Genomic DNA, 18,095 nt, shown 5'->3' on the forward strand with positions numbered 1-18,095 from the left:
CGTTCGGCGGAGCGGAAGGGAAAGCACGGGGGTGGCCGTGAGCGGGGAGGGAAGGGGTGCACAGGATGCTATCCGTACAACTGACCGCACGTGCCCCAGGTCTGCGAATCTCTCGAGACATTGACGTCCGAAGTGTCGTCGGGCGAGGTCCGCCGGGCCGGCCGGTCAGCGCGTCCCGTGCGCCGCGAAGGCGGCGACCGAGGCCACGTTGGCCTTGGTGACGAACGCCGGACCGGTCAGCACGGGGGAGACCCCGCCGCCGCTGACATTGCCGTTGGTCTTGTACAGCCACAGCGAGTCCACCGCGAGATAGCCCTGCAGATACGGCTGTTGATCGACCGCGAACTGCACGTCGCCGCTCTTCACGGCCTTCACCAGGTTCTGGTTGAGGTCGAAGGTGGCCACGCGCGCCCTGCTTCCGGACTGCTTCACCGACTTCACCGCGTTGAGCGCGAACTGGGCGCCCAGGGTGACCACTTCGTCGATCGTGGGGTCCTGCCGCAGCCGGGCGGTGATCGCGGCGGCGGTCGCGGTCGCGTCCGTGCCCTCGACGTAGACGATGTCGGTCTGGCCGTCGAAGGTCTTCTTCACGCCGGCGCAGCGGGCCTCCAGGGCGACGTTGCCGCGCTCGTGGATCACGCACAGGGCGTGCTTGGCCTTGAGCTCGTCCAGCTTGTCCCCGACGGCCCGGCCGGCGAGGCTCTCGTCCTGCCCGAAGAACTCCATGATCCCCTCGGACTGCCAGGAGTCGATGCCGGAGTTGAGGCCGACGACGGGGATGTCCGCCGCCCTGGCCGCGGCGACCGGGCCCTTCATCGCCTGCGGCTTGGCCAGGGTCACCGCGATGCCGTCGACCTTCTGCCGGACCGCGTCGCGCATCAGCGCGGCCTGTCCCGCCGCGTCGGGGTCGTTGGCGTACGTCAGGTCGACGCCGTCCTTCGCCGCGGCGTCCTGGGCGCCCTTGCGCACCAGGTTCCAGAACGTGTCGCCCTCCGACGCGTGGGTGACCAGGGCGACCTTGAGACGTGCGCCGTCGGCCCTGCTGCCGGCGCCGAGCGCGGAGCCCGACGTGCCGCCGGAGCCGGAGCAGCCGGCCACGAGCAGGCAGACGGCCGCCGCCGCGGCGATCCCACGGGCGGATCTGTGCGGGGCGGAGGGCGGTGGAGGAGTGTTCATGAGGGTGCGGCACCTCGCTGTGCGGCCGAGCAAGTGGAACGGCGGGAGCGGGTCTTCGTCCGACGTCCGACGTCGTACGCCGTAGGGGTGACTCTCGCTGGCCGGAGCCAATCGCGTGCGACCGCCGGTAGTCAAGTGATCAGCAACATGGAGTGAGTTGTCGCTGCCGCATCGTGATGATGCTTTCCCGGCGGTGGGGGGCGGGTCTACGCGCATCAGGGGGCCGGGTGTCCGGTGGGCGCGTTCTACGGCTTGCGGGCGACCGCGCCGTACATGGCGATGTCCTCGTCGCGTATCCCCTCGGCGTCCGCGCCGCCGGGACGCCACTTGTGGACCTGGACGATGCCCGGCTCGACGAACCGCATCCCCGCGAAGAACTCCTCGGCCTCGGCGCGGGTGCGCAGCCTCATGGGCATGCCGCGGACGGCGTACTCGTGCGCGACCCGGCCGACCTCCTCGGGCGCGAAGTCGGCCGTGCCGACGGACATCGCGAGGTAGCTGCCCGCCGGGAGCGGTTCGAGAAGGCGGCGCACCACGCCCACGGCGTCGTGCTCGTCGAGCAGGAAGTGCACGATCGCGATGACGGTGAGCGCGACCGGCTCGCCCAGGTCCAGGGTGTCGCGGAAGGCCGGACTGTCGAGGACGGCCTGCGGATCGCGCATGTCCGCCTCGACGTACGCCGTCCTGCCCTCGGGCGTGCTGGTCATCAGCCCCTGGGCGAGGGAGAGCACGAGCGGGTCGTTGTCGACGTACACGACCCGGGCGTCCGGGGCCGCCGACTGGGCGATCTCATGGATGTTGGGGGAGGTGGGGATGCCGGTGCCGATGTCGAGGAACTGCCGTATCCCCGCCTCCTCGGCCAGCCAGCGCACCGCCCGGTTCATCCAGTCCCGGTTGGCCCGCATGTGGACGGGCAGCGCCGGCCACTCCCGGCACATGGCGTCGCCCGCCTCCTGGTCCGCCGGGTAGTAGTCCTTCCCGCCCAGGATGTAGTCGTAGATCCGCGCGGCATGCGCGGTCCCGGTGTCGATACGGCCACCCGGCCGCGCACTGCCCTCGGACACGGTGGCCTCTCCCGTCACGTCGCCGATCGCATCACGGATCCCGACCACTTACCTCGTCAACTCGACGGCGTACCAAACCACTTGGGCGATCGCGAGTGCGGCCGCGAGCTCACCGCCGCACAGCTTCTCCAGTCGCTTCGGCGGCTGCTTCCGGGGCATCCTCCGTGGTGTCCGCCACGGACTCTTCCCCGGGTACGTCCTGGGCCGCCCGCGCGTCCTTCCTGCGCTGCCGGCGGCTTCGGCGCGGTTCCTGGTCCGGGAGCCAGCCGAAGACGAGGCAGCTGCCCACGGCGCCCAGGAGCAGCCCGACGAAGAAGCCGCCCAGGTTGGAGGTGACCCAGCTGCCCAGGGAGGCCAGGATGCCGATGATCGAGTAGAAGACGCGCTGCGCGGGGCTGAAGAGGGTCAGCAGGCCGCACAGGAGCATGACCACCGGCAGCAGGTACCCGGCCAGGCCCTGCATGCCGATGTGCATGACGACCTTCAGCGAGGCCTTCTCGGTGAGCAGGATCTCCGCACCGCTCAGGGCGAGCAGCAGCCCGCCCCAGAACGGACGGCGGGCCCGCCACCGGCGGAAGGCGGGCCGCACGCCGTGTTCCGGACCGCGTGCCATCAGCAGCCCGAGTCGCTGAACTTCAGCTTCAGACCGGGGAGCTTGAACACACCCGCGGTCGTCGCGTAGTTGGTCTGGCGCAGGTTGGCGATGTGCACCGTGTCCGCCTGCTGGCTGAAGACGCCCTTGGGACCCTTGACGCCCGCCTTGGTGAGCGTGCTCGCGTCGTTGCCGATCTCGATGTTGTTGAAGGCGGCGTCGCCGGACAGCTCCGTCGAGTCGGTGGTCAGGTCGGTCGCCTGCACCTTGGACGAACCGCTGCCCGCCGTGATGAGCAGGTTGGTGCCGCCCAGGTCGACGCTCTGGCACAGGCTGTCCAGCGTCGCGTTCTTGATGGCGGAGGTGACGACCAGCACCTGACCGCCGGTGTCACCCTGGTTCGGGCTGTCTTCGATCATGCTGTCGAGCGCGCCGAACTGCTCGAACCCGGTGCCGTCCAGCGACTTGGCGGTGACGGTGAAGGGCATGCCGGAGATCGAGAACGACACCCCCAGCGCCCCCTCGGCGGTCATGATCGCGAGGCCGGCGGCGACCGCGACGGCGGGGACCGCCATCACGGCGGCCCGGCGCAGCCGGACCCGCCCGCGTCTGGCGTGCTCGGGCGCGGAACCGCTTTCCGGGGTTCCGGGCGTGTGCTCGGCGGACGAGGTGACGTCCGAGGACGAGGCCATTTCTGCTCCCATGTGCATAGTCAGTGCGGGTTGGGCATCAGCGGCACGTTGTCCTGGCGCGGACAGCGGAACGGCGGGGCACGTCTCCTCGCAACTCCCGGTGGACGCAAGGGCTTTCACATACTCCGCAGTAGCCGACGAGGAAGTTACCCGTGGTTACATTTGAGGGTCAAGGGAGTTGTGGAAAAAGGGTGGTGGTTGTGCCTCACCTGTGTGTCCAGGGGGCGCCGGGGCGCTGGCGCACTTCTTGAACGATCGTCAACTCCCTTGTCGCACCTTGACGTTGACTGACACTCAGGTCTACAACTGCCCCTGGCTTCCCCCAGGATCCGTGGCGCCGGATCCCCGTCACGCGGCTTCGCCCGCGTTCCCGGAAACCGCACACCCCCCACGGTCTCCCGACGGCCCGCACGGGCACTTCCCCCATGGTCCGTGCGGGCCGTCCGCCCCGCCCGGCCGCGGCAGGCGGCCCTTCCCACGGGTCCTCGGCCGTCGGCCGGCCGGTCGCCGTTGCCGGTCCGTCACGTACGGAGAAGGCGTCACGGACCGGCAAGGGCGGACGCAGTCCCGCGTCCCCCCATGCCACTTCCAAGCCCCCCATCCCGGAGAAGCCGGCCGCGCCTCGCGCGGGAGCCGGTCCCCACATCTCGGAAGGAAGACCCCCGCATGCGTACTCGCACCCTCGTCACCCTCGTCGGAGCCGTCGCCGCCCTCTCGATCCCGGCGGCCGTCCCCGCCTCCGCGGCCGACACCCCGGTCCTGACCACCGGCTCCGTCGGCGGCACCGCCGTCGCGGCCGGCGACGTCCTCACCGCGCCGCTGGCCTCCGGCACCAACGCCACCCTCTACTCCAGCGCGACCGGCACGAGCGGCGTGACCTGCTCCTCCTCGACGTTCACCGCGAGCGTCACCGACAACCCCGCCGCGCCGGGCACGGCCACCGAGTCGGTCAGCGGGCAGAGCTTCGACAGCAGCAGCTGCACCAGCAACGTCCTGGGCGTGACGGGCGTCAGCAGCATCACCGTCGACAACCTGCCGTACACCACCACGGTCGCCTCCGACGGCACGCTCACGGTGACTCCGGCGAGCGGCTCCACCATCCAGACGACGGTCAAGCTCAAGACGCTGCTGGGCAGCATCACCTGCGTCTACCAGGCCGCGAGCCTGACCGGCACGGCGAGCAACGACGACAGCAGCATCGCCTTCGCCAGCCAGCAGTTCACCAAGACGTCCGGCTCGTCGCTCTGCTTCAGCAGCGGCTTCTTCTCCGCCAAGTACGCCCCGGTGACCGACAACGGCGCCACGGTCTACGTCAACTGACCTGCCCGCACGCCGAGTTCAGCGTCGGCGCAGACGCAGCGCCAGGGCGGCGCCGCCGGTGAGCACCAGCACCGCAGCGGCGCCGCCCGCCATCATGGGCGCGGACGGACCCGAACTCGCCGTGGGGGTCGCGGCCACCGGAGTGCTGTCGGGAGCGCCGGTGCCCTCCCGTGGGGCCGCCGCCGACGCGGCGGTGTGCGAAGGGGCGGCGGACGTGGTGGACGTGGCCGCCGGGCCGCCCGACGCCTTCCTGCCACCGCCCGAGCCGCCGCCCGCCTTCTCCGCCGTGCTCGGTGCGGCCGCCTTGCCACCGCTCCCGGACGCGGCCCGGAACACCACGTCCGAGCAGGAGTAGTACGTGTCCGTCGTGCTGCTGTTCTGCCAGATGGTGAACAGGACGTGGTGCCCGGTCCGGTCCGACGGCAGCCTGGCCGCGATGCGGTAGGCGCCGTTCGTCAGGGCCGGGTCCTTCACCGTCGCGAAGGGCTGGGACGGCAGCGCGGACCACGTCAGCGGCTTGGCGGGGTCGTAACCCTGCTTGGTCAGATAGAGCTTGAACGTGCCCGTGTGCGGGATCGTCGAGGCGTACTTCATCGTCAGCGCCGCACCCGGCCTCAGCGTCGTCGACGGCCAGTCGGAGCGGGCCAGGTCGAGCCCCTTGTAGGCGGGCAGGCCCCCGCTGCACAGCTTTCCGTCCGGGATGACCTGGCGGTCCCTGCCGTTGACGTCCGGCACTCGCAGGTTGTCCCACAGGGTGAACGGGGCGCCGTTCGCGGCGACGGCGGCCTTGCAGGCGGCGGACCGCGCGGCGGAACCGCCGTCGGGGGAGCAGGCGTAGACCCGGCTGACCGGGTCCGTGGGCGCGCCGTGCGCCTGCGCCGGACCCGCGGCCCACAGCGGCAGCAGGAACGGGGTCACCAGGGCGGCCGTCAGGGCGGCGCGGTGTGCGGTCATCCGGGACATCCGGAACGTCTCCTCGGCCGACGCGGGAACAGGGGTGCTCCCGGTGAGTACGGGGCGCGCGCCCGGCGCGTTCACCAGGTGGGCCCACCTGCGCCGTACGCCTCTGGAGGCCGCCCATGCCTCATTGCAAACCAACCGGTCGCCTCGTACTCTGGCGTCGCCGGCACGGATCCGTCCGCCTGCTCTGTTGTCGTTCTCGGGGGTCGAGGGAGGAGCATGCCTCAACCGTCCCTGACGGCCACCGTCCCCCGTCGGTGCGTCCGACCCGCGGCAAACGTGGTGACGTTCCCCGCCGGCGGGCCGCGCGTCTTTCAGTTACACGTGTCCCTCCAGCCCCTCGCGTACAGACCCCTGGGGCAGCACACATTACATACCGGCCATCCTGTTTTCTTCGGGTGCTCAAGGGGTCACGTTCCGGGCCTGTTCGCCGTGCGGGCGACCCCTTGGGTGGCCCCGGTCCGGACCGCCGGTCGCGGCTCCCCCTTTCCCCTCCTCGTTGCCTTCCATCGGCGCGCCGAGCTGGTCGGACCTGTGTGCCCGGGGACTGCCGAGAGGGGCGGTGCGAGACCGGAAGTCCGGTGCGTCCGGGGCGAGTTGGGCCTCTTCGGGGGCGCTGTGGACCGTCGAAAATGGGTGAGATATCGTACACGGGGAGTAACAAAAAACAGCATGCCCCGTTCTTTCCAGTCCCAGGAGTGTTCAGTCGATGGCGAGGCAGTTACGAGCCGAGCAGACCCGCGCGACGATCATCACGGCCGCAGCAGACCTGTTCGACCGTCACGGCTACGAGTCGACCAGCCTCAGTGACATCGTCGAGCACGCCCAAGTCACCAAGGGCGCCCTGTACTTCCACTTCGCGGCGAAGGAGGACCTGGCCCACGCGATCATGGAGCTCCAGTCCAGGGCCCTGCGCGAGGTGGCGGGGGATCTGGACGGCCAGGGCTACTCCTCGCTCGAGACGCTGATGCGCATCACCTTCAGCATGGCCCGGCTCTCCGTCGAGGGCCCGATACCGCGCGCCGGACTCCGGCTCACCACGGGGGGAGTCGAGGTGCGGCCGCCGCTCCAGCATCCGTTCACCGAGTTCCGGGACGTGGCCAGCCGCAAACTCCTCGGCGCCGTCAAGGAGTCCGACCTCCACACGGACATCGACGTCGACGCCGTCGCCCACTCCGTCGTCAGCTTCTACGTCGGCACGCGCGTCGTGAGCCGCTCGCTCGAACCCGTCGCCCGCCAGCCCCGCAGACTGGCCGAGATGTGGTACGTCCTGATCCGCGGCCTGGTCCCGGTGACCCGCCGGGCCCGCTACCTGAACCTCGCCGCGCGGCTGGAGCGGGAGATCAGAATCGCCTGACACGGGGACGAGGGCGGGCGACAGGGGAGACGGGGGGAGAGACGGGGGAGCCTCCTGGCGCCGGGCCGATCCGGCACGCAGGCCCTAGGGTGAGGCGCATGTCCGACATCCCGTCCGCACCCGTGATCCTCGGCAACGAGCCCGGTTCGTTCCCGCACAGCGTGCTCGCCGAGCGGCACCCGGCGATCATCCGGCAGGTGCGGGAGGCGTTCCCGTACGGCCCCGCCCAGCATCGCGCGCTCGACGCGCTCCTCGCGAGCTGCACCAAGGGCGTCGTCGAGCCGCTGCCCGCCGCTGCGCACGACCGGGAGCGCTGGGAGGAGTGGGGCGCGGCGGAGTACGTCGGCCGTTCCTGGTTCGACCTCCCCTGGCTCTGGTCGGAGAGTTACTTCTACCGCCAACTCCTGGAGGCCGTCGGCTACTTCGGTACGGGACCCTGGCAGGGCATCGATCCGTTCCGCCCGTTCAAGCTGGCCGAGCTGGACTCGCCGGAGGCGGACGAGGAACTGGCCGCCCTGGACTCGCTGTCCGCCGGCGACCAGGACCGGGCCCTGCTGCACGGCTCCCTCTGGGGCAACCGCGCCGACCTGGGCTTCCGCCTCTCCGCCGGGGACGCGGGCGGCGCGGACGCCACCCAGGGCCTGGTCGCGGACGACAGCGCGGACCTGTGGTCGCTGCTGCCGCCGTCCGGAGCCGGCACCCTGTGCCTGATCGCCGACAACGCGGGCCGCGAGCTCATCCCCGACCTGCTGCTCATCGCGCACCTCCTGGAGCGCGGGCGCATCGCCCGCGCCGTCCTGCACGTCAAGCCGTATCCCTACTACGTCTCCGACGCGACGACGGCCGACGTGCTCGACGCGCTGCGCAGGCTGACCGAGGCGCAGGGCGCAGCCGTCGAGTACGGCCGCATCCTGTGGACGGCGATGACCGACGGCCGCCTCGTCCTGCGCGCCCACCCCTTCTCCGGCGGCCCGCTGCCGTACGCGGACCTGCCCGGCGACCTTCGCGCGGAGCTCTCCGCCGCCACCGTGACGATCGTGAAGGGCGACCTCAACTACCGGCGCCTGGTGGGCGATCGGCTGTGGCCGCCGACCACGCCGTTCCGGGACGTCACCGCCCACTTCCCCGGTCCGGTCGCCGCGCTGCGCACCCTGAAGTCGGACGTGATCACCGGCCTGGACCCCGAAACGGAGGCCGCGCTGGTGGCGGCCGAAGGGCAGCGCTGGCGGACCGGCGGCACGCACGCGCTCATCCAGGTCCGTCCTTGACGCTCACGTCCAGGTCCGCCGCATCCGAGTCTCAAGTGACGTGCACGGGCAGCGACTTGATGCCGTTGATGAAGTTGGACGTCAGCCGCCGCGCCGGGCCCGCCGTGCGCAGCACCGGCAGCGCGCGCAGCGCCTCCTCGTAGAGCACCCGCAGTTGCAGGCGTGCGAAGTGCGCGCCCAGGCACACGTGCGGGCCGTCCCCGAAGGAGACGTGCGGGTTCGGGGTGCGGGAGAGGTCGAGGCGGTCCGGTGCGGCGAAGGCCCGCTCGTCGCGGTTGGCGGAGGCGTGGAAGACGACCACCTTGTCACCGGCGCGGATGCGGTGCCCGGCCAGCTCCGTGTCCTGGACGGCCGTGCGGCGGAAGGTGAGCACGGGCGGGTGTCGGCGCAGCAACTCCTCTACGGCCGTGGGGAGTTCCGCCTTGTCGGCGCGCAGCAGCGCGCAGGCCTCCGGGTGCTCGGCCAGGGCGAGCAGTCCGCCGGGGCCGGCGCTGCGGACGGTGTCGTTGCCCGCGACGGTGAGCAGGAAGAAGAACATCTCCAGTTCTGCGTCGGCGAGTTCGGGCTCGTGCGCGAGCGTCGTCAGTACGTCGTCGGCGGGATGGCGGCGTTTGTGCGCGGCGAGCTGCTGGGCGTAGTCGAACATGTCCCGGAGCATCGCCGGGGAGCGGGGATTGACCGGCTTGCCGGCCGCGTCGAGCACGGGCGCACCGGCCTCGTCCGGGTCCTGGTAGCCGATGACCCGCTGCGTCCAGTGCAGCAGCAGCCCGCGGTCGCCGTCCGGGACGCCGAGCAGGTCGGCGAGGTTGAGCAGGGCGTAGTCGTCGGTCACGGCGGCGACGAGGTCGACGGTGCCGTCCGTCGCGCGGGCCTCCCGCAGCGCCTTCGCGAACAGCGTCGCCGCCCGCTCCCGCGCGACGGCCGAGAAGCGGTCGATGCGCCCCGGGGTGAAGGCCCGGCTGACCAGCCGCCTCAACCGGCCGTGCTCCGGCGGGTCCTGATTGAGCATCATGCGCCGGATGAAGGGCAGGTCGGCCGGGTCGGGGTCGCGGATCTGGGTCGCGCCGAGGTGCGAGGAGTACGTCGCCGCGTCCTTGAGGACCCGGACGACGTCCGCGTGCCGGGTCACCGCCCAGAAACCGGGTCCGGCCGGCCAGCCCAGCACCTCGTACTCCTCCTGCCAGGCCACGGGGTGGTGGTCGCGCAGCACCCGGTAGGCGTCATGGGGTACCCCGGCGGCGTACTGCCGCGGGTCGAAGACGTCCGGGACCGGCGGTGCCTCGCGCACGTTCATGCGACCACGGTGGCGTGGCGGACGGGCACGCGGCAAGGGAGCGCGCGGCGGGCATGCTCACGGCGATGGCGTTGTTGCTCCCTGTGTCAGCGTCGCCGGACGACAGGTTCTGGGGGAACGGAACGACATGTTGCGCATCGGAGTGGCACCGCACCGTCTGTGGCCCGCACGGGAGTCCGAGATCGACGACGTCCTGGCGACCGCGCGCAGGGCCGAGGAGCTGGGCTTCGACCACGTCTTCGCCGGCGGCCACGCGGTCGCGGGCGATCTGGGGGTGACCCCCGACCCGCTGGTCACGCTCTCCGCGGTGGCCGGCGCGACCGAGCGCATCGGGCTGGTGACCAGCGTGCTCGTGCTGCCGCTGTACAACCCGGTCGTCCTCGCCCACCAGGCCGCCACCCTCGACCGCCTCTCCGGCGGCCGCTTCACGCTGGGCGTCGGCACCGGCTGGGACACGCAGGAGTACGCGGCGGTCGGCGTGCCCTTCGCGGGACGGGGCCGCCGGGCCGACGAACAGCTGGCCGCGGTACGGGAGTTGTGGCGGGGTGAGGGCGCGGCGCGGCTGGGAGTGCTGCCGCGCACCGAGGGCGGGCCGGCTGTCTGGGTCGGCGGGCAGAGCGACGCGGCACTGCGCAGGGCGCTGCGGTATGCGGACGCCTGGCACGGCTCGGGGGTCGACGCCGCCGGGCTCGAGGCGGTGCGGGAACGGCTCGACGCCCTCGGCGAGCAGGCCGGACGCGACCCGCGGACCCTGGGGCTGACGGCCGGCCTCTTCCTGGTGCCGCCGGGCTTCGAACCGGCCGTACGGCTGCCGGGGCGCCCGCTGGGAGGGGCGGACGCGAGCGCCGAGAGCGTACGGGAGGAGCTGGCCGCCCTCGCCGACGCCGGGCTCTCCTCCTGCTCGCTGTGGCTGCCGGTCGCGGCCGGCGCGCTGCCGGACGCGCTCGCGTGGACGGCCGAGGAAGCCCTTTCGTTTTTCTCCAAAGATTGACGGTTGCACCGATCACGCTGTAGTGATCATGACAAATCTTTGGTAATCATGCCCGCATGGCGTTACGTCGATTACGGCCGGGCATCGCGAAACCGGCGGTCGTCCTGGCCGCCCTGACCCTGCTCCTCACCGCCTGTGGCGACGGCAAGGACGGCTCGTCGTCCACAGGCGCCGGGACCACGCGGCTGAAGGTGGCCGCGCTGCCGCTGACCGACTCGGCGGCGCTCTACATCGCCCGGGACCGCGGGCTGTTCAAGAAGGAGGGGCTGGACGTCAGGATCCAGCCGGTCCAGCAGAGCATCCAGGCGCTGCCCGCGCTGGCCAACGGCCAGGTCGACGTGATCGCCAGCGCGAACTACGTGACCTTCCTCCAGGCCGGCGAGAAGGGCACCCTCGACGTCCGCATCCTCGCCGAGGGCGTACGGGTGGCGCCGCACATGATGGACGTCCTGGTGCCGAAGGACTCCGCCGTCAAGAGCGTCGCCGATCTCGCGGGCAAGAGGGTCGCCGTCAACATCCTCAACAACATCCAGTCCCTGACCCTGAACGCGATCCTCGACGCCAAGGGCGTCGGCCGGCCCGTCTACCGGCAGATCGCCTTCCCGCAGATGGGCCCGGCCCTGGAGCGCGACCAGGTCGACGCCGTGCACGCGGTGGAGCCCTTCGACAGCGCCATCCAGGGCGACCTGAAGGCGAAGGTGCTGCTGGACGGCGGCTCGGCGCCCGTCCAGTCGCTGCCCATCAGCGGATACGTCACCACGAAGAAGTTCGCCGCCGGGCACGCCAAGGAGGCGGCGGCCTTCCGGCGCGCCATCGAGGCCGCCTCGAAGATCGCGACCCAGGACCCGGACGCCGTACGCCAGGAACTGCCCAAGTACACCAAGGTGACCGCCGCTCAGGCGCGGCGGATCCAGCTGCCGGTCTATCCGGCCGCCACCGACGCGGCGCAGCTGCGGCGGCTGACCGAACTCATGCGGAAACAGGGGCTGTTGAAGAAGAACCTCGACCCGGCGACACTGCTGGTCCCATGAAGCGGCTGAACGTCGGGTGAGGCGGCTTCGGCGACGTCAGGAACTGCTGCTGGGGCTGCTCGGCGTGCTGCTGGCGTTCGGTGCCTGCGAGGCGGTCGGCCGCTCGGGCATCGTGCGCCGCAGCTATCTGCCGCCCGCCTCCGAAGTCCTCGCCCGCGCGGTCGAGTTGGGGGGAGACAGTGCCTTCCTGGACGGCGTCGGCGCCACCCTGAAGGCCTGGGCGCTCGGCCTCGGCCTCTCCGTCGCGATCGCCGTCCCGCTCGGGCTGCTGCTCGGCAGCGTGCCGCTCGTCGACTCCGCCGTGCGCGTGCTCGTGGAGTTCCTGCGTCCGCTGCCGTCGGTCGCGCTCATCCCGCTGGTCTCGCTGCTCCTCGGCACCGGCACCGCGACCGAGGTCGCCCTGATCACGTACGCGTGCGTCTGGCCCGTCCTGTTCAACACCGTCTACGGCCTCGGCGAGACCGATCCGCTCGCCAGGGACACCCTGCGCGCGTTCGGCTTCGGCCGGCTCTCGGTGCTGCTGCGGGTCGAACTGCCTGGCACGGCACCGTTCATCGCCGCCGGCATCCGCATCTCGGCGGCCGTCGCGCTCATCCTCGCCGTCGCCACCGAACTCCTCTCCGGCTTCGGCCAGGGCCTCGGCATCTTCATCGCCCAGGCGGGCCTGGCCACCGACGGCACCCGCGACGTCCTGGCCGGCGTGGTCTGGGCGGGCGCCCTCGGTCTCGTCATCAACGGGGTCCTGGTGTGGGGCGAGCGCCGGCTGTTCCCCTGGACGCCGGAGCGGCGGGCGGACGCACACGGGGTGCGGTCGTGAAGGGGGCCGCCGCGCCGGTGCGCAGGGCCGCGCGCGGCGCGATCACGGCCGGGCGCGCGGGCGGTCACGTCCTGCTGCGTGTCGTGGTGCTCGTCGTGGTGGTCGCGCTCTGGCAGGCGGCCGCGCAGGCGCACGGCAGCGTCTACTTCCCGCCCCCGGGTCACATCGCCGCCCGCGCACACGAGTTGTGGTTCTCGGGGCCCGTCGGCCGGGCCTTCCTCACCGACGCGGCCGTCGCCGACGTGCTGCCCAGCCTCGGCAGGATGGCGGCCGGATTCGCCATCGCGGCCGTCACCGGGATCGCGCTGGGGCTCGCGGTCGGGCGGTCGTGGTGGGCGTACGCGCTGTGCAATCCCGTGCTGCAGTTCGCGCGGGCCGTGCCGCCGCCCGCGCTGGTGCCCGTCTTCGTCGTCGTCCTCGCCCTCGGAACGCCCATGCAGATCACGGCGATCGCCTTCAGCGCCGTCTGGCCGGTCCTCATCAACACGGCGGAGGGGGCGCGCAACACCGATCCGCTCCGCCTCGACGTCGCCGCCGTGCTCCGCCTGAACCCCGTGGAAAGGCTGTGGTTCTTGCTGCTGCCCTCCGCGCTGCCGCGCATCTTCGCGGGCCTGCGCCTGAGCCTCTCGCTCTCGCTCATCCTCATGGTCTTCTCCGAACTGCTGCCGGGCACCGCCGACGGCATCGGCTTCACCCTCACCGACGCCCAGTCCCGCTCCGACCTGCTCACCGTCTGGGCGGCGCTGCTGCTGCTCGGCGTCCTCGGGTACGTCCTGAACACCGCGCTGCTGGCGGTGGAGAGACGGCTCGTCGGCCGGGGAAGGACCACGGCATGAAGCTCCGCCTCGACGCCCTCGGCCAGCGTTACGGCGACCAGACCGTCCTGCACGACATCTCCCTCAGCGTCCCCGAGGGCCAACTCCTGTGCGTCGTGGGCCCGTCGGGGTGCGGCAAGTCCACCCTGCTGCGCACGGTCGCGGGCCTGCAGCCCGCGTCCGAGGGCTCCGTCACCTTCGACGGCACCCCGGTCACCGGCGTACCGGACCAACTGGCCGTCGTCTTCCAGGACTACGGCCGCTCGCTGTACCCCTGGCTCACCGTCCGCGACAACGTCGCCCTGCCGCTGCGCCGCCGCGGGCTGCGCCGGGCCGAGCGGCGCGCGGAGGCCGAACGCATCCTGGAACGCGTCGGCCTGGAGGGAGCCGGCCGCCGCCACCCCTGGCAGCTCTCCGGCGGCATGCAGCAACGCGTCGCCATCGCCCGCGCGCTGGTCTGCCGCCCCGCCCTGCTCCTCATGGACGAACCCTTCGGCTCGCTGGACGCGCAGACCCGCGAGGACCTGGAGGACCTCCTCCTGGAGGTGCACCGCACCGACGGCGCGACCATCGTCTTCGTCACCCACGACATCGACGAGAGCGTCTACGTCGGCGACCGCGTCGTCGTCCTGTCCCCGGGGCCCGCCTCCCGCGTCGTCCTCGACCTGGCGGTCGAACTCCCCGGCAGACGCGAGCAGATCGGCACCCGCGGGCTGCCGGAGTTCGTGGCGCTGCGCAGGCAGGTGGGGCGGGCGGTGCGGGGGAGCTGAGGCCGGCCCGCGGCGGCGCACCACCGCTCCGGTGCGCCCTGCCCGGACGGCCGCCCGACGCGCGCTCGACCCGCCCGGCTCCGCCCGTCTCCCGCTCGCGTCCTGCCCTGCCGGGAAGGCCGTGCGACGCGCGCTCGACTCGTCCGCCTCCCGCTCGCCTCCCGACCGACTCCCGCCCGCGTCCGACGCGTGCTCGACCCGTCCGGCTCCGCGCGGCTCCCGACCGACTCCCGCCCGCGTCCCGCTCGCCTCCGGTCCGCCTGACGCTCGATTCACGCGATGGTGTGATCATGTCCGGGCCCGCGGATGGCGCCGAGAAGCCCCGGGTAGGGCCCGGCCATGACGCACCAGCCCTTCGAACTCCCGCACTTCTACATGCCGTACCCCGCGCGGCTGAACCCGCATGTCGACGAGGCGCGGGCCCATTCGACCGAGTGGGCCCGCGAGATGGGCATGCTGGAGGGGTCCGGGATCTGGGAGCAGTCCGACCTCGACGCCCATGACTACGGACTGCTCTGCGCCTACACCCATCCCGAGTGCGACGGCCCGGCCCTGTCGCTGATCACCGACTGGTACGTGTGGGTCTTCTTCTTCGACGACCACTTCCTGGAGATCTTCAAGCGCACCCAGGACCGCGCGGGCGGCAAGGCCTACCTGGACCGGCTCCCGCTGTTCATGCCGTTGGACCTCGCCACGCCGATGCCGGAGCCGCAGAACCCGGTCGAGGCCGGCCTCGCCGACCTGTGGACGCGCACCGTGCCGGCCATGTCCGCCGACTGGCGCCGCCGCTTCGCCGTCGCCACCGAGCACCTCCTCAACGAATCCCTGTGGGAGCTGTCCAACATCAACGAGGGGCGTATCGCCAACCCCGTCGAGTACGTCGAGATGCGCCGCAAGGTGGGCGGCGCCCCCTGGTCCGCCGGACTCGTGGAGTACGCGACGGCGGAGGTCCCCGCCGCGGCCGCCTCCTCGCGCCCCCTCAGGGTGCTGATGGAGACCTTCGCCGACGCCGTCCACCTGCGCAACGACCTCTTCTCCTACCAGCGCGAGGTCGAGGACGAGGGCGAGAACAGCAACGGCGTGCTCGTCCTGGAGACCTTCTTCGGCTGCACCACCCAGCAGGCCGCCGACACCGTCAACGACATCCTCACCTCCCGCCTCCACCAGTTCGAGCACACCGCGCTGACCGAAGTGCCCGCACTCGCACTGGACCTGGGCCTCACCGCGCCCGAGGTGGCGGCCGTCGCCCGGTACACGCAAGGCCTGCAGGACTGGCAGTCCGGCGGCCACGAATGGCACCTGCGCTCCAGTCGCTACATGAACGCCCGCGCGCAGTCCGGGAATCCGTGGCACGGGGTGACCGGGGCGAGCGGCACGGGCGGTTCCGCCGCCGACGTCGGCGCCCTGCTCGCGGCGGCCGGCGCCGAGCGCCTGCGCGCGTACACGCACGTGCCGTACCAGAAGGTCGGCCCGTCGCTGCTGCCCGACTTCCACATGCCCTTCGAGGTCGAGGTGAGCCCGCACCTGGAGGCGGCCCGTCCCCGGCTCACCGCCTGGATGCACGCCATGGGCATGCTCGAGGAGGGCGTCTGGGACGAGGACAAACTCGCCGCCTACGACCTGCCGTTGTGCTCCGCGGGCCTCGACCCGGACGCGACGCCGGAGGCGCTCGACCTGAGCTCGCGGTGGCTCGCCTGGGGGACGTACGGCGACGACTACTACCCGCTCGTGTACGGCCACCGCCGCGACCTGGCCGCCGCCCGGCTGACCACCCGCCGCCTGTCGGAGTGCATGCCGCTCGACGGCGACGTGCCCGCCACCCCGCTCAACGCCATGGAGCGCGGCCTGACCGACCTGTGGGCGCGGACGACCGCGGGGATGCCGGCCGCGGACCGGCGCACCCTGAAGAACGCGGTGAACACGATGACCGAGAGCTGGGTCTGGGAGCTGTCCAACCAGATGCAGCACCGCATCCCCGACCCGGTCGACTACCTGGAGATGCGCCGGGCCACCTTCGGCTCCGACCTCACCCTGAGCCTGTGCCGCATGGGCCGGGGCCCCGCCGTCCCGCCGGAGGTCTACCGCAGCGGCCCGGTCCGCTCGCTGGAGAACGCCGCCGTCGACTACGCCTGCCTGCTCAACGACGTCTTCTCGTACCAGAAGGAGATCGAGTACGAGGGCGAGATCCACAACGCGATCCTCGTCGTGCAGAACTTCTTCGGCGTCGACTACCCGACCGCGCTCTCGGTCGTCCACGACCTGATGACCCGGCGCATGGAGCAGTTCGAGCACGTCGCCGCCCATGAACTCCCCCTCCTCTACGACGACTTCGGGCTCTCGGAGCAAGCGCGTGAGGCGATGGACGGCTATGTGGCAGACCTGCAGAACTGGCTCGCGGGCATTCTCAACTGGCACCGGAAGGTGGACCGTTACCAGGCCGGCTACCTGGCCCGGCGCGCCCACGGCTTCCTCCCGGACCGGCCGTCCGCCGTGCCCGCCCTCTGACGGAGTCAGTCTCACTCTTTCGTGACTCGTCGCGTGCCGGGGCTCCCGGGTAGAGCTTCAGCAGGAGGCGATCCATGGAACAGACTGCGTTGCGGCCCAAGCCGATGCCCGGCCAGGACCCCGGCGGGAGCCCCGGCCGCGGCACCCGGCCCGGCGCGCCCGTGCGGCACCCGCACGCCGCGCGGAAGCGGGCCCGGCGGCTGAGGACCCTGCTGTCCGGGCTGCTCGTCGCGGCGGTCCTGGTGCTGTCCGGGGTCGGCATCGGGACCGTCGGCGCCACGGTGATAGGGCTGAGCAAGCTCGCCGACCTGCAGCGCCGGGGACCGCAGGGCCAGGTGTCGCAGCGCCAGGCACCGCGGGGCCGGGCACCGCAGCCGCCCGCCGTGCCCGGGCCCGGTTCCGCCGCCCCGGCCACCCCCGCCCCCACCGCCTCGTCCGCGCCCCCGGCACCCGCCACCGCTACCCTCGGCCTGGAGGCGGTGGACGCCTACCGGAAGGGAGCCCTGATCGTCGGCGTCCACGTCCCCGGTCCGGGCTACACGGCGGGGCTGGTGCGCGGTGACGTGCTCCTCGCGTTCGGCGGGACCCGTGTCGGGTCGGCCGCGGACCTCGCCCGCGCGGTCGCGCACGCCCGCCCCGGTTCCGAGGTCGTCCTGACGGTCCGGCATGGCAGCGGCGCCTACCAGCAGCTCACGGCCGTCCCCGGGTTCGTCATGTGACCGCCGGAAAAACACTGGCCCCGCCCCGTGGCACCGGCCACGATGGCCCTCATGCTGAGCACCCTGATCGCCTTCCTCGGCGCCTGCACCCTCATCGCCGCCTCGCCGGGCCCCAGCACGGTGCTGATCATCAAGCAGTCGCTGCGCAGCAGACGCGACGGCTTCCTGACCGTGCTGGGCAACGAGACGGGCATCTTCACCTGGGGAATCGTCGCCGCCTTCGGCCTGACCGGGCTGCTCGCGGCCTCCGAGGTGGCGTACGAGGTGCTGCGCGTCGCCGGCGCCGTCGTCCTCGTCGGCTTCGGCGTCCAGGCGCTGCGGCAGGCACGGCGGGCGAAGGGGGCGCCCGGGGGCGACGCCTGGGAGGGCACCGGGAAGAGCGGCTGGGCGGCCTACTGCGCCGGGCTGCTGATGAACCTCGCCAACCCCAAGGCGGCGATCTTCGCCATGTCCTTCCTGCCGCAGTTCGTGCCCGCCGGCGCCCCGCACCTGCCCGCGACGGCCGGCCTCGCCGCGCTCTGGGCGGTCTACGAGGTCGGCTACTACGGCCTGTACGTGTGGTGCGTCGGCCGGATGCGCGCCGTCCTGTCGCGCGCCGGGGTGCGCCGCCGCCTGGAGCAGATCTCCGGCGGCGTGCTGCTGCTCCTCGGCGTCCGTCTCGCCCTGGAGGGCTGACGCCGTGGACGCCGCGGTGCGCGAAAGACCCGCAGACCGGTCGCGCGGC

General features: G+C 72.2%; 17 protein-coding genes. 11 read left to right on the plus strand and 6 right to left on the minus strand.

Annotated features, from left to right (window positions below; all coding sequences use genetic code 11):
- Positions 1–165 precede the first annotated feature (165 nt).
- The 4 genes from ACFU97_RS17095 to ACFU97_RS17110 all read right to left on the minus strand — a co-directional run bounded on the left by ACFU97_RS17095 (position 166) and on the right by ACFU97_RS17110 (position 3,524).
- Positions 166–1,176, minus strand: coding sequence for a substrate-binding domain-containing protein (locus ACFU97_RS17095; protein ID WP_384256748.1), 1,011 nt, complete (start codon positions 1,174–1,176; stop codon positions 166–168).
- Positions 1,177–1,421: 245 nt separating this feature from the next.
- Positions 1,422–2,258, minus strand: coding sequence for an SAM-dependent methyltransferase (locus ACFU97_RS17100; RefSeq protein WP_384256751.1), 837 nt, complete (start codon positions 2,256–2,258; stop codon positions 1,422–1,424).
- A gap of 91 nt (positions 2,259–2,349) precedes the next feature.
- Positions 2,350–2,853: a DUF6114 domain-containing protein gene (locus tag ACFU97_RS17105; protein ID WP_384256753.1), complete on the minus strand. Its 504-nt coding sequence runs from the start codon at positions 2,851–2,853 to the stop codon at positions 2,350–2,352.
- Entirely contained in the window at positions 2,853–3,524 is a 672-nt protein-coding gene (locus tag ACFU97_RS17110; RefSeq protein WP_384256755.1) for a DUF6230 family protein, read from the minus strand. Before ACFU97_RS17110 ends, ACFU97_RS17105 begins: the two co-directional genes overlap by 1 nt.
- A gap of 666 nt (positions 3,525–4,190) precedes the next feature.
- On the opposite strand from ACFU97_RS17110, the gene ACFU97_RS17115 reads away from it, so the two are divergent.
- Entirely contained in the window at positions 4,191–4,844 is a 654-nt protein-coding gene (locus tag ACFU97_RS17115) for a Tat pathway signal sequence domain protein (RefSeq protein ID WP_384256758.1), read from the plus strand.
- Positions 4,845–4,862: 18 nt separating this feature from the next.
- Here the strand turns inward: ACFU97_RS17115 and ACFU97_RS17120 are convergent, their stop codons facing one another.
- The gene (locus ACFU97_RS17120; RefSeq protein ID WP_384256760.1) at positions 4,863–5,807 is read right to left on the minus strand and encodes a lytic polysaccharide monooxygenase; all 945 of its coding nucleotides are present in this window, start codon (positions 5,805–5,807) and stop codon (positions 4,863–4,865) included.
- Positions 5,808–6,513: 706 nt separating this feature from the next.
- On the opposite strand from ACFU97_RS17120, the gene ACFU97_RS17125 reads away from it, so the two are divergent.
- Both ACFU97_RS17125 and ACFU97_RS17130 read left to right on the plus strand, forming a co-directional pair.
- Positions 6,514–7,161 (plus strand): ScbR family autoregulator-binding transcription factor, encoded by a 648-nt coding sequence (locus tag ACFU97_RS17125; protein ID WP_384256762.1) that lies wholly within the window; start codon positions 6,514–6,516, stop codon positions 7,159–7,161.
- A gap of 98 nt (positions 7,162–7,259) precedes the next feature.
- Positions 7,260–8,429, plus strand: coding sequence for a damage-control phosphatase ARMT1 family protein (locus tag ACFU97_RS17130; RefSeq protein ID WP_384256765.1), 1,170 nt, complete (start codon positions 7,260–7,262; stop codon positions 8,427–8,429).
- A gap of 31 nt (positions 8,430–8,460) precedes the next feature.
- On the opposite strand, the gene ACFU97_RS17135 is transcribed toward ACFU97_RS17130, so the two are convergent.
- The gene (locus tag ACFU97_RS17135) at positions 8,461–9,723 is read right to left on the minus strand and encodes a cytochrome P450 (protein ID WP_384256767.1); all 1,263 of its coding nucleotides are present in this window, start codon (positions 9,721–9,723) and stop codon (positions 8,461–8,463) included.
- 127 nt (positions 9,724–9,850) lie between these two features.
- Between ACFU97_RS17135 and ACFU97_RS17140 the strand changes: the two genes are divergently transcribed.
- From ACFU97_RS17140 to ACFU97_RS17175, 8 genes are all read left to right on the plus strand, one after another.
- The gene (locus ACFU97_RS17140) at positions 9,851–10,714 is read left to right on the plus strand and encodes a TIGR03619 family F420-dependent LLM class oxidoreductase (protein WP_384256770.1); all 864 of its coding nucleotides are present in this window, start codon (positions 9,851–9,853) and stop codon (positions 10,712–10,714) included.
- Between the two features lie 56 nt (positions 10,715–10,770).
- Entirely contained in the window at positions 10,771–11,745 is a 975-nt protein-coding gene (locus tag ACFU97_RS17145) for an ABC transporter substrate-binding protein (RefSeq protein ID WP_384256772.1), read from the plus strand.
- Between the two features lie 16 nt (positions 11,746–11,761).
- Complete coding sequence (locus ACFU97_RS17150) at positions 11,762–12,562, plus strand: ABC transporter permease (RefSeq protein WP_384256774.1); 801 nt, start codon at positions 11,762–11,764, stop codon at positions 12,560–12,562.
- Positions 12,559–13,398: an ABC transporter permease gene (locus ACFU97_RS17155; RefSeq protein ID WP_384256776.1), complete on the plus strand. Its 840-nt coding sequence runs from the start codon at positions 12,559–12,561 to the stop codon at positions 13,396–13,398. Before ACFU97_RS17150 ends, ACFU97_RS17155 begins: the two co-directional genes overlap by 4 nt.
- Positions 13,395–14,147 carry an ABC transporter ATP-binding protein gene (locus tag ACFU97_RS17160; RefSeq protein ID WP_384256778.1) on the plus strand — a complete coding sequence of 251 codons (753 nt, stop codon included), beginning with the start codon at positions 13,395–13,397 and terminating at the stop codon, positions 14,145–14,147. The genes ACFU97_RS17155 and ACFU97_RS17160 overlap by 4 nt, the downstream gene beginning before the upstream one ends.
- Positions 14,148–14,486: 339 nt before the next feature.
- A complete protein-coding gene (gene cyc2, locus ACFU97_RS17165) occupies positions 14,487–16,652 on the plus strand; it encodes a germacradienol/geosmin synthase Cyc2 (RefSeq protein ID WP_384256781.1) in 2,166 nt (721 codons plus the stop codon).
- A 74-nt stretch (positions 16,653–16,726) separates the two neighbouring features.
- Positions 16,727–17,371: a PDZ domain-containing protein gene (locus ACFU97_RS17170; RefSeq protein WP_384256783.1), complete on the plus strand. Its 645-nt coding sequence runs from the start codon at positions 16,727–16,729 to the stop codon at positions 17,369–17,371.
- A gap of 51 nt (positions 17,372–17,422) precedes the next feature.
- The gene (locus ACFU97_RS17175) at positions 17,423–18,046 is read left to right on the plus strand and encodes a LysE family translocator (RefSeq protein ID WP_384256786.1); all 624 of its coding nucleotides are present in this window, start codon (positions 17,423–17,425) and stop codon (positions 18,044–18,046) included.
- Positions 18,047–18,095: the final 49 nt, after the last annotated feature.

The organism is Streptomyces sp. NPDC057616 (assembly GCF_042800575.1).
Lineage (GTDB): Bacteria > Actinomycetota > Actinomycetes > Streptomycetales > Streptomycetaceae > Streptomyces.

Excerpts from the sequence above, each read along its gene's own strand:
- ACFU97_RS17095 (WP_384256748.1), bottom strand. The coding sequence starts at position 1,176 with ATGAACACTCCTCCACCGCCCTCCGCCCCGCACAGATCCGCCCGTGGG.
- ACFU97_RS17105 (WP_384256753.1), bottom strand. The coding sequence starts at position 2,853 with ATGGCACGCGGTCCGGAACACGGCGTGCGGCCCGCCTTCCGCCGGTGG.
- ACFU97_RS17110 (WP_384256755.1), bottom strand. The coding sequence starts at position 3,524 with ATGGCCTCGTCCTCGGACGTCACCTCGTCCGCCGAGCACACGCCCGGA.
- ACFU97_RS17115 (WP_384256758.1), top strand. The coding sequence starts at position 4,191 with ATGCGTACTCGCACCCTCGTCACCCTCGTCGGAGCCGTCGCCGCCCTC.
- ACFU97_RS17120 (WP_384256760.1), bottom strand. The coding sequence starts at position 5,807 with ATGTCCCGGATGACCGCACACCGCGCCGCCCTGACGGCCGCCCTGGTG.
- ACFU97_RS17125 (WP_384256762.1), top strand. The coding sequence starts at position 6,514 with ATGGCGAGGCAGTTACGAGCCGAGCAGACCCGCGCGACGATCATCACG.
- ACFU97_RS17130 (WP_384256765.1), top strand. The coding sequence starts at position 7,260 with ATGTCCGACATCCCGTCCGCACCCGTGATCCTCGGCAACGAGCCCGGT.
- ACFU97_RS17135 (WP_384256767.1), bottom strand. The coding sequence starts at position 9,723 with ATGAACGTGCGCGAGGCACCGCCGGTCCCGGACGTCTTCGACCCGCGG.
- ACFU97_RS17140 (WP_384256770.1), top strand. The coding sequence starts at position 9,851 with ATGTTGCGCATCGGAGTGGCACCGCACCGTCTGTGGCCCGCACGGGAG.
- ACFU97_RS17145 (WP_384256772.1), top strand. The coding sequence starts at position 10,771 with ATGGCGTTACGTCGATTACGGCCGGGCATCGCGAAACCGGCGGTCGTC.
- ACFU97_RS17160 (WP_384256778.1), top strand. The coding sequence starts at position 13,395 with ATGAAGCTCCGCCTCGACGCCCTCGGCCAGCGTTACGGCGACCAGACC.
- cyc2 (WP_384256781.1), top strand. The coding sequence starts at position 14,487 with ATGACGCACCAGCCCTTCGAACTCCCGCACTTCTACATGCCGTACCCC.
- ACFU97_RS17170 (WP_384256783.1), top strand. The coding sequence starts at position 16,727 with ATGGAACAGACTGCGTTGCGGCCCAAGCCGATGCCCGGCCAGGACCCC.
- ACFU97_RS17175 (WP_384256786.1), top strand. The coding sequence starts at position 17,423 with ATGCTGAGCACCCTGATCGCCTTCCTCGGCGCCTGCACCCTCATCGCC.